General features: G+C 66.7%; 7 protein-coding genes. 1 reads left to right on the top strand and 6 read right to left on the bottom strand.

Features of this window, described 5'->3' with window-relative positions; translation table 11 throughout:
* Nucleotides 1-136 precede the first annotated feature (136 nt).
* The gene (locus DS843_RS30535) at nucleotides 137-322 is read left to right on the top strand and encodes a hypothetical protein (protein WP_149472574.1); all 186 of its coding nucleotides are present in this window, start codon (nucleotides 137-139) and stop codon (nucleotides 320-322) included.
* 111 nt (nucleotides 323-433) lie between these two features.
* Here the strand turns inward: DS843_RS30535 and DS843_RS30530 are convergent, their stop codons facing one another.
* The 6 genes from DS843_RS30530 to DS843_RS30505 all read right to left on the bottom strand — a co-directional run bounded on the left by DS843_RS30530 (nucleotide 434) and on the right by DS843_RS30505 (nucleotide 9,081).
* Nucleotides 434-880, bottom strand: coding sequence for a hypothetical protein (locus DS843_RS30530; RefSeq protein ID WP_149472573.1), 447 nt, complete (start codon nucleotides 878-880; stop codon nucleotides 434-436).
* A gap of 211 nt (nucleotides 881-1,091) precedes the next feature.
* Nucleotides 1,092-2,048, bottom strand: coding sequence for a hypothetical protein (locus DS843_RS30525; RefSeq protein ID WP_149472572.1), 957 nt, complete (start codon nucleotides 2,046-2,048; stop codon nucleotides 1,092-1,094).
* A gap of 48 nt (nucleotides 2,049-2,096) precedes the next feature.
* Nucleotides 2,097-5,516 (bottom strand): TM0106 family RecB-like putative nuclease, encoded by a 3,420-nt coding sequence (locus DS843_RS30520; RefSeq protein WP_149472571.1) that lies wholly within the window; start codon nucleotides 5,514-5,516, stop codon nucleotides 2,097-2,099.
* A gap of 955 nt (nucleotides 5,517-6,471) precedes the next feature.
* Nucleotides 6,472-7,155 (bottom strand): metallophosphoesterase family protein, encoded by a 684-nt coding sequence (locus tag DS843_RS30515; protein ID WP_149472570.1) that lies wholly within the window; start codon nucleotides 7,153-7,155, stop codon nucleotides 6,472-6,474.
* 28 nt (nucleotides 7,156-7,183) lie between these two features.
* Nucleotides 7,184-8,122: an ADP-ribosylglycohydrolase family protein gene (locus DS843_RS30510; protein WP_149472569.1), complete on the bottom strand. Its 939-nt coding sequence runs from the start codon at nucleotides 8,120-8,122 to the stop codon at nucleotides 7,184-7,186.
* A 56-nt stretch (nucleotides 8,123-8,178) separates the two neighbouring features.
* Complete coding sequence (locus tag DS843_RS30505; RefSeq protein ID WP_167525545.1) at nucleotides 8,179-9,081, bottom strand: vWA domain-containing protein; 903 nt, start codon at nucleotides 9,079-9,081, stop codon at nucleotides 8,179-8,181.
* Nucleotides 9,082-9,221 lie beyond the last annotated feature (140 nt).

Below are 9,221 nucleotides of genomic sequence, written 5' to 3'. Positions count from 1 at the left end.
CGCCGACGTGCTGGCGCGCATCAACGACATGCCCCAAACCCGCCTGCACGAACTCCTGCCCTGGAACTGGAAGGCAATCCCCGAGCAGACGAAAGCTGCCTGACCGCGCTACTCACCGGATGCGTACCGCTTATCCATGATTGTCTCGACGCCGGATGCTTCCACGATCCACGGCTTCATCAGCGTGAATCAGGGCGGTCTGTCGTTGCACACCGTCGACAGGTACGCGCGCTCCATCGCAAAAACCGTCGTCGCCGGGCTGCGCGTGACAGGGCGGCAGGAGCGCGGCGGGAAGGAGATCGGGGAGCATCTCCGACGCTGAAGCACGATGCCTTCGCTTGGCGTCGTACCTCGTCCGACCGGCGTGGAGCGACACCCGATCTCCGAGGATCAACCGGAAGCACGAACGAGCAGCCAATCCTCCCTCCCAGCGCTAGAGCGCTGACAGGAACTCGTCCCGGACTTCGGCGAGGTCCCAGCTGGTATCCGGGCCTCCATAGGGTGTGGGATCGAACGCTTCCGACCGGATGGCGTTCCACGACGGAGCCGTGTCATGCAGCGTCATGGCCCACAGCGTCAGATCGACGTCGCGGCCGGCAGCCGTCGACAGATACTTGGGCGACGGTGGCACGCCGACCCGCCATAAATTCAGCCGATCGCTATCCCAGCACACCCCGATGGTCGGGTCGGCGACCGTGTAGCCGTGCGCGTGGTCGGCGCAAGCGTAGGCCAAACGCTCGATCTCGGCCTCAGAACCCCGGATGGTTCCTTCGGCCGCGAGGCTGCGCACCAGCGCTGCGGCCCGCTCGCCATGACGCGGGTCATCCCCGTCATCGACCCGCTCGCAATCGTGCAGCAGCGCGAACAACTGAACGGTCATCCAGTCGGCGTCCGGAGTGCGACGGCACAGCATGGCCCCCGCCGTGGCCACGGCCCGCCAGTGCGACGGGCCATGGTAGGGTGATCGTGGACAACGGAAACCTTGCTCGATCCGGTCGACCAGCAACGGCCAGTTCACACGGAGCGATGGTGTGCAAAGCACCGTGTGGGACTGCTCGTCGCCGGCCCATCGCTGAGAGGTGTGAACCGCATCAGCCGAGTTCATCGTCGTCCTCGTCGGCATCCTGTCTGGGCGCCTCCGCGTTCGAAACGAGCTCCGCCGGCTTGAACAGATCGTCGTAGCACCGCTTTCGCGATTCACTGCTGTTCATCACCCGCTCGAACGTTTCCTGCAGGCGGCTTGCGTCGATGACATTGGTTCTGGCGTTGGCACAGCGCTCATCGAGCATGGACAGCACTTTGGCATGCTTCGTCGTGAGTCCGCGCTTGTGATAGTCGTCTTCGGACACGACGATATGACCGAGCACGCAATCGATTGCCAGACGATACGCCTGTTCGTACACGCGGTACTGTGCAAGCAGCTCCTCTGCAGTCGCAAGCCGCTGCGCGCGGTCCGCCGGCAACTCGATTTTCGAGAGCTCGTCTTGAAGCTTGTTGCGGTGCGCATCGACGCGCTCGAGCAAGTGCTCCAGAGTATCGTCGGCGGCCACCGCGATTCGCTTTTTGGCGAGATAGTCCGCCGTGAGGAAATCTTCGGGCATTTTCTTGCCCTTTGCGGTGTTGCACCTCCGGCAAATCGGAGCCCGGTTGTGCATCAAATCGCCATAGGTCCTCAATCCCCAAAGATGATCGACATCCTGGGCTTCCTCACCACACACATAGCAGCGCGGTATATAGGCGGTTTCGGTCAGCGTTTCGGAATTTGCCTCGCTCCGGTTCTTACCCTTTCCCTTTTTTGCCTTTTTCTCGATCGTTTTCGTCGTCAGGACCCTTCCATCCTTATACAGCCCTGGCAGAACATCTTTGACTGCTTCGGCGAAGGTAAGACGGGCAAAAGGCGCCATGGCGCCGACCGCGGCGCGCTCCATGCCGGACGCGGTCCTGTAAAAGCAAGTGATCCGCTTCAGATTTCGGTTCCAGGGCTTCCATTCGAGCTCTTGGCTGTCGGTCCGTGCCGTCGTTTCCGGCGCGGTCGTGGCGACGTCCATGTGATTTCTTCCTTTGAGAATGCGCATTTGTTCGATGACGCCCGTTGATCAGGTCAGTGCCTCGTCGAGTTGCGCCTCCCAGCGACGGCTCCGCGGGTCGAGGCCTTCGGACCACCCGTAGGCATGGCAGAGCGTATTCACCAACCGCAGCTGGTCGAGCGATCCGCAAGACACCTCGAGCAGCCGGGGGCTGGCGACGACCACGGCCAGGCAGCGGGCGCGCGACACCGCGACGTTGATGCGGTTTCGGCTGAACAGGAACTCCACGTCACGCGGCAAATCGTCGCCGCTGGACGTCGTCATCGAAACGATCACCACTGCGGCCTCCTGACCTTGGAACTTGTCGACCGTGCCGACCCGGGCCTCGGCCGGCAGGGTGGCCCGCAACAGGTTGACTTGCACATTGTAGGGCGCGACGACGACGATGTCGTCCGGGCCGATCGTGCGGATCGCGCCGATGCGATCGCGCCAACTGCGCCCCTGCAAATCCAACCACAATGCGCGGACGGCCTCAGCCTCCTCCAGTGAGCGCTGACCACAACCGATGTGCTCGACCGACACGAAGCGCAAACCACGTGGAGCCAGACCGGGCGCACCCTGTCCGAGGCCGCTGGGTGCGATCAGCAGCTCCTGCCGCACGGTCGTCGGATGCGCCGTCAGGCGCCCATCGTAGATGGCCTCGGAAATCCAGCCGCAGATGGTCGGATTCATGCGGTAGGACACGTCCAGAAAGATGCCGCGGTCGGGCGGCACCACCGCCTCGTCCCCGAGCAAAATCTCCAGCGCACTCGCCCCGGACTCACCCGGATGCGTGCCTTTGATCGGCTGGCCGAGCTGCATCTGGTCGCCGACGAGGACGATGTTGCGCGCCGCCGTGCCCATGGCGATCAGGTTGGCGAGCGAGACCTGCCCGGCCTCGTCGACGAACAGGTAATCGAAGGCTTCCTCGTGCTCCTCGTTGGCGAACAGCCACGCCGTGCCGGCGAGCAGGTCGACGGAGGGAGTGAGATCGTCGGAGGTGAAGACGCTGGTGATGAAGGCGCCGTCAAAGTGCGTCGCCGCATCGTCCTTGTTCGCTTTCTTCTGGCCATGGAAGACGACGCCCAGGTCCTTGGCCGCGGTCTCTATTCCCTCCAGCAGATTGTTGATCGCTGCGTGGGAGTTGGACGACACCCCGATGCGATGGCCGCGGCGGATCAGGTCGACGATGATGCGGCTGGTCGTGAAGGTTTTGCCGGTCCCCGGCGGTCCCTGAATGAACAGATGGCTGTCTTCCAGGTCCGCGACCGCGGCGATGGCTCCATCGAGCAACGACACGCCGGGTGGAACCAGCGGCTGGGGGGCCGGCGCGCGGCCGCGCAGACGCGGCGGTTCGCGGCGCAGCAGGCGCGCCAGCGCCTGGAAACGACCGTCGTCCGCGGCGATCGCGTCGGCGAAGCGCCGCACCGCGGCGCGCAGGATGGCGTCATCGATCGGCTTCGGCGGTCCGAGGTCGAGCGCCTCCGGCAGCGGGCCGACCCGTTTGCCGCGCTTGATCGACACCGTGTGCCGATCGAGGGTCAACGCGGTGATCGTTCCGGCCTCTTTGAGGCTGTCGATCACCACCGGTTTCTTGCCCACCGTCAGTTTGGTTTCCTGCGGCGGGAAGCGGTAGGTGTAGACGAAGGACTGCGCCTCGGGCACCGGCGCTCCGGCGAGGCGCAGGCCACACAGACACTCGGTGTCGGTCAGCAGCTCCTCCACGTCGCGGGTCTGGCTGTCGAACATCGCCCACCACTCCGGCTTCTTCTCCCGGCGGTGGAAGTCGGTCAATTCGTGGACGAGCATCCGGAACGGGCGATCCGCTTCCGCGCCCGTCATCAGGCGATCGTGCAGTGCCTGGCGCTCGGCCTCGGCCTCTTGCTGTCGGCTGAGGGCCGTCTCGTCCGGGCCCGCGGCGGCGGAATCGAACCAGGCGACATCGTCGGGGCGAATGGACACGAGCCAGCCCAGCAGCCCAGCCGTCGAGCGGCAGTCGATGGCGTTGTACGCCTCGATCTCGTCGAGGATGCGCTGATCCCGCACCACCCGCCAGCGCTCGTAAGCCACGATGCTGTCGGTGGCGGTGGAAACCTCGCCGGCCCGCTTTCCTTGGTAGAAATGCTCGACGTTTTTCAGAGAATAGCGCGGCTCGGAAATCTGAAGCGCCTCACGAACGATGACGTAGAGGTCGACGAACTTTCGGCGGCGCAGCAGATCGTCGACCACCGCCTCGCGGGTGGCGTGAAACGACGCCAGACGGCGAACCGCCGTGACCTCGTAATGGTTGTAATGGTAGATGTGAGCGTCAGGATGCCGGGACAGGTGATCCGCCACGAAATCTATGAAGGCTTGGAACGCGGTCTTCTCCGCCGCGCGATCGTGCGCCCAGAAGGGCCGAAAGCGGTCTCGTCCGTTCTCCATCCAATGGACGCCGAACAGATACTCGAGGCCACCCGGGTAGAGCGGATCACCCTCCATGTCGAAGAACAGGTCGCCCTCGGCCGGCCGCGGCAGCCGGTCGAAGCCTTTGCCCGGCACGCGGGCGAGCAGCTCATGGCGTGTCTCGTTGGTGCCCTTGACCGCGGTCTGCAGGCGGGCCTGCCGCTGCAGCTTGGCCAACGTCTCGGCAGCCATACCGGGGACCCGGTGCCCGTCGGGCAACGCCGCCAGCGCAGCCATCGTGTCGACACCGGCGGCGCGCAGCTTGGTCGCCTGGGAGCGGCGGATGTTGGCCACCTGGCTCAGATGGTCCGCCGCCAACCATTCCGCCTGGCAGCGGTTTTTCCAGGCGCAGTCGTCGCAATGGGCGCACGGTTCCGGCGTCGAGGCGGCGCGCGCCGGCGCATCCGCGACGAACGCCTCCAGTCGACCGGAGGCCAGCCGAACGTAGGAGAGGAAATCATCGGTGCGAAAAGAATGCGGGGCGCCGGACCCCAGCACCACGCCCAGCCGGTGCGGGGGCACGCCTTGCTCTGCGGCGAGCAGTGCGCCGTTAACGGTGAGCCGGATGACGTGGCGGGGAGCGACGTTGGCGGCCAGCTTGGTGTCCACCGGTTCGTAGGACCAAGCGCCCAACGCCGAAGGCGTGTCGACCTTGACCAGGAAGTCGGCGACGCCGTGCCAGGACCCGTGCATCAAAACCGCCCGGGACACGACGTCGGCACCTGCCCGCATGGCCTGCCGGGTGAGTGACAGACGATCGGTGACGGTGAGACCCGGACCGTTCGGAACATCGATGACGGTCCGGCCCTCAGCGGCGAGGGACGCCCGGTAGCTTTGCTCGTGCTCCAGCCCACGGGCCTGGAGGATTTCCAGTGTCGGGTCGTCGGGCGCTCGGTCCATCGGTTCGTCCAGTGCCCGGACGTCCAGCGTGGTCGCATGGCGACACCCCAAAAAGGTCACAAGATCGCCCGCCGACAGGAGCACGCCGTCTCGATAGCGCCGCATCACCACCTCCTAAATCGATAGGGTTAGAGTAGTCGATGCGTTGGTGGGTGGGCAACGGCCGCTTCGCAGCCTGGAGGTGGAACCCGCCCGCATCGTTCGTCCGCTGGATGTGGTCAGGCCGCCAGTGTCGACGCTCCTCCCGGTCGCCGTCTGCCAGCAGTGCAGTGAAACCCACCGGTGCTCCGGTGGGCGACCGGATGACGGCCGCAGTGGCGGTGGTCGGTGCGTGCGATGCCCGTGTGCGGGCCGCGTCGCGCCGGTACCACCGCTCGGCATCGCCGACGAGGACGACATGGGGGATTGGTCTGATGCGGTTCTGGTCAGCGGACCGCAACCACGACACCCTCCATGCCGGCAGCCTCGAGGAGATCGCCATTTCGGGGCCCGCCACCGGTGCTCCTCCTCCAGGGGAGCGCAAGCCGCGGCCGGCCCGCGCGTGCTCCGAAAGACAGCCCTCGCCCGGCAGGTCTGACCATCGCTCCCAGGTCAGTGTCGGTGCTGCTCGGGCAACGCCCTGGCTTCTTGGACGAAGTGCGGCGATGCCGCGTCCATGGTCGCATCGTGCAGGTCGACCACGCGACGTGACACCGACTGGTGGCCACCAGTGGTCCACACCACTGCCATCCCATCGGCCCCCCTGAACCACGATGCAGCCGAACTGACGCATCTGCTCTGTCGCAGGACGCGGCCGAGCGGGTCACCGACGTGTGGGTCGACGCTGGGTTGGCCGAGCAAGAGCCGACCTCCCGCCGCGAAGAAGGCCCACACGAGGCCGGGCAGGCAAGTCGGCCACCGCTCGACCCCGTCGTGCGATCGGCTGCCAAACGGTGGATTGAACGCTGCGCTCTCCGTGGCGGCCGACTGGACGCCGTCCCGTGCCCGGTTTGGCCGGTGCGAACGGCGCGCGTCCCGCCTTGCCTCGACAAGCCGGTCTCGAGGTGAATGCCCGCTGGCATCACGGTGTCATCGGGGGGAAGGGAAGCTCCTTGAAATCCCGAAACACCGAGCGGTCGCGGCGCTCCTTCCGATAGCCACGCGGGTTGCTGACGAGGCAAACGCCATCGATCATGACCTCGACCTCGATATGCAGATGACCGAACGCCACGGTGGTCGGCTTGACGTGCGCCGGGGCGAGCCGGTCGAGCAGATCGTTGCATTTGGCCCGGATGTCACGGCCGATGAGCGGACCGATGCGCGCCGTCGGAACGAAATGCGACACGACCACGATGCGCTCGACGGCGCTCGACGCTTCAAGGCGGCGGAGGCCTCGTTCCGTTCGGGTGAGCGAAACGGAATCAGTGGGGGCGAGGCACCCTCCGACATAGCCGACGCGCTGATCGTCGTTGATGTGCAGACCATCGGGAGTCAGGTCGAGGATGTGCACGTTCGGCGCGCGAGCATGGGTCGGCGACCCGGTCTCGTGATTGCCCCAGACGGCGACGACGCTGCGGAAGCGTGTGGCGGCCGCGTTGAGGAAATCGATCGTGTCGTCGACGTGCTCGCCGGTATCGCCGACGATCACCAGCGTGTCCTCCGGGCTCTCTGTGTGGCCGGCGAAGTCGAAGCCGCCGAACCAGCCATGCGGTCCGCCGGCCATGGCGTTGTCCAGATGAAGGTCGGACACGTGAAGAATGCGCATATTGGCCTCGCTGCTGCGACCGACCGCTTCAGAGCGGGGTGCTGGACGACGGCGCCGAAGCCGCAGAGGCCTCGGCAAGCGCCTGTGCCAGCGTCAGAATGCGCGCACCGTCGTGCAGACGGTTGAGCCAGCGGCGTGGGATGCCCGCCAAACCGAACAGCGCGCCGGCGATCTGCCCGGTCACCGCACCCACGGTGTCGGCGTCGTGTCCGAGGTTGACTGCGGTGAGAATGGCCTCTTCGAAGGTCCGGCTGCGCGCGCAGGTCCAGACGGCGGCCTCCAGCGTGTGGACGGCGTAGCCCGTGGAGGCGATCTCCTCCGTCGTCTTGTCGCGCCACGTGCCCGCGGCGATCGCGACGATGCTCGGGCGCCATGCCGGATCGATGGGAGCCGCGAGCGCAGCGAGGCCTCGTCCGGCCATCGCTGCGCAGAGAATCCGCGCCAGCAGCGCGCATGCGTCGACCGCTTCCGCCGCGCCGTGGGTGGTCTGGCTCTGCGCGCGAGCGATCCGCTCGGCGGTCGGCGGATCGTGCCACCACCGCGTGGCCACCGGCGCCAGACGCATGATCGAGCCGTTTCCAGCCTCACGCGGGTCGGTCGAGCCAGCCATCGCCACGCCGGCTTTCCGGAAGCGCATGATGGCGCTCGAGGTGGTGTGGCCGATGTCGAAGCACCGGCCGGTCGACGCGTTGTAGCCTTCGTCGACCCAACGGTGAAAGCGCTGCATCAGGTCGAGCGGATCCAGGTCGGAGTCGTGCAGCAGACTTTCGGCGAGGCAGAGCGCCATCGAGGTGTCGTCGGTCCATTGCCCGGCGGCGAGGCGAAACGGCCCGCCCCCCGTCATGTCGGTCACAGGCGGAAACGATCCGCGCGGTTGGAATTCGACGGTCGTGCCAACGGCGTCGCCGACGGCGAGGCCGATGAAGCTGCCGAGGGCACGGTCGAGAATGGCGGGCGTGAGAGGCATGAGCGTAGTCTCCATGGTCGAACCGGGGGGCGCAATCGTTGCGATCATCGACGGTCTCAGGGCGGCGGCGGCAACGGCACGCACTGGGCCCAGGGGGCTGGCGTCCGCCCGAGCGGCGTGAGCACCCAGAGAACGGGAAAGGGAGGTGGGGTCGATGGCGCTCGGCCCAGACCATCGGTCAGGATGACCAGCCCGTCCGGCGGATCGGAGGCCATGAGGCGATCCATCACCGGCCGGAAATCGGTTCCACCGCCACCATGTATGGCGAGCGCATCCGCTGCATCAGCGCCGGCGAGGACGACGTCGGTGTGTACCCCGGCGTCGAACACGAGCACCCGCACCGCATCGCCGCCCACGCTGCTCAGCGCGGCACGGAGCTCCGCGAGGAAACCGGCGAGATGCGCGACGCAGCTGCCGGAGGCGTCGATGGCCAGCACCAGCCGCGGGGCGAAGCACACGCCGCCCGGCAGGCACAGCCCTTGCGCCGCCAACCGGCGGTTGGGCCGGTGCCATGCACGATCCGACCGGCGGGCCGACGCGACGAAGCGCCGCAGCATGTCCCGCCAGGACAGCCGCGGACGGGCCAAGCGATCGATGATGAGGGTGGCTCCTTTGGGCAATCGGCCGCCGGTACCCTCGACGGCACGCGCCGCGGCGAGCGTCTTGTCCGGCCAGTCGGTGAAGCCGTCGGGCGTGGGGCGAAAATCCGGATCGCCCTCGTCGCCAGACGGCGGGGCGATGTCATGACGATCGGCCAAACCACCCCGGGAGCTCAGGGCGGGATGGTTTTCCGGCAGGCGCGCGTAGACCTCCTCGGCGCACAGCCCATCGGGCACGGCGTCCGCGGTGACCCACCGATGCTCCGTCGCCTCGCTCGCCAGGCGCGACGGGTTCGGGAAGGCCTTCGGAATGGTCGAAACCCACAGAGCGTAGGTGCGAAGATCGATCAGGCCGGGCACCAAGAGACGGCTGACAGCCCGTTTCGAAAGTCGCACTGACGGGGTGAGGGTCTGACGTAACGGCTGTTGGCAGGGAACACACACCCTGCCGGAGGCCGCTGATGTGGACGCCCGAGGACCGCCGGCTGGTTGGCGATTAC

The organism is Roseomonas genomospecies 6 (genome assembly GCF_008365375.1).
Lineage (GTDB): Bacteria > Pseudomonadota > Alphaproteobacteria > Azospirillales > Azospirillaceae > Azospirillum.
The sequence above is the reverse complement of the archived record's forward strand: the minus strand, read 5'-3'. Positions and strand labels throughout refer to the sequence as shown.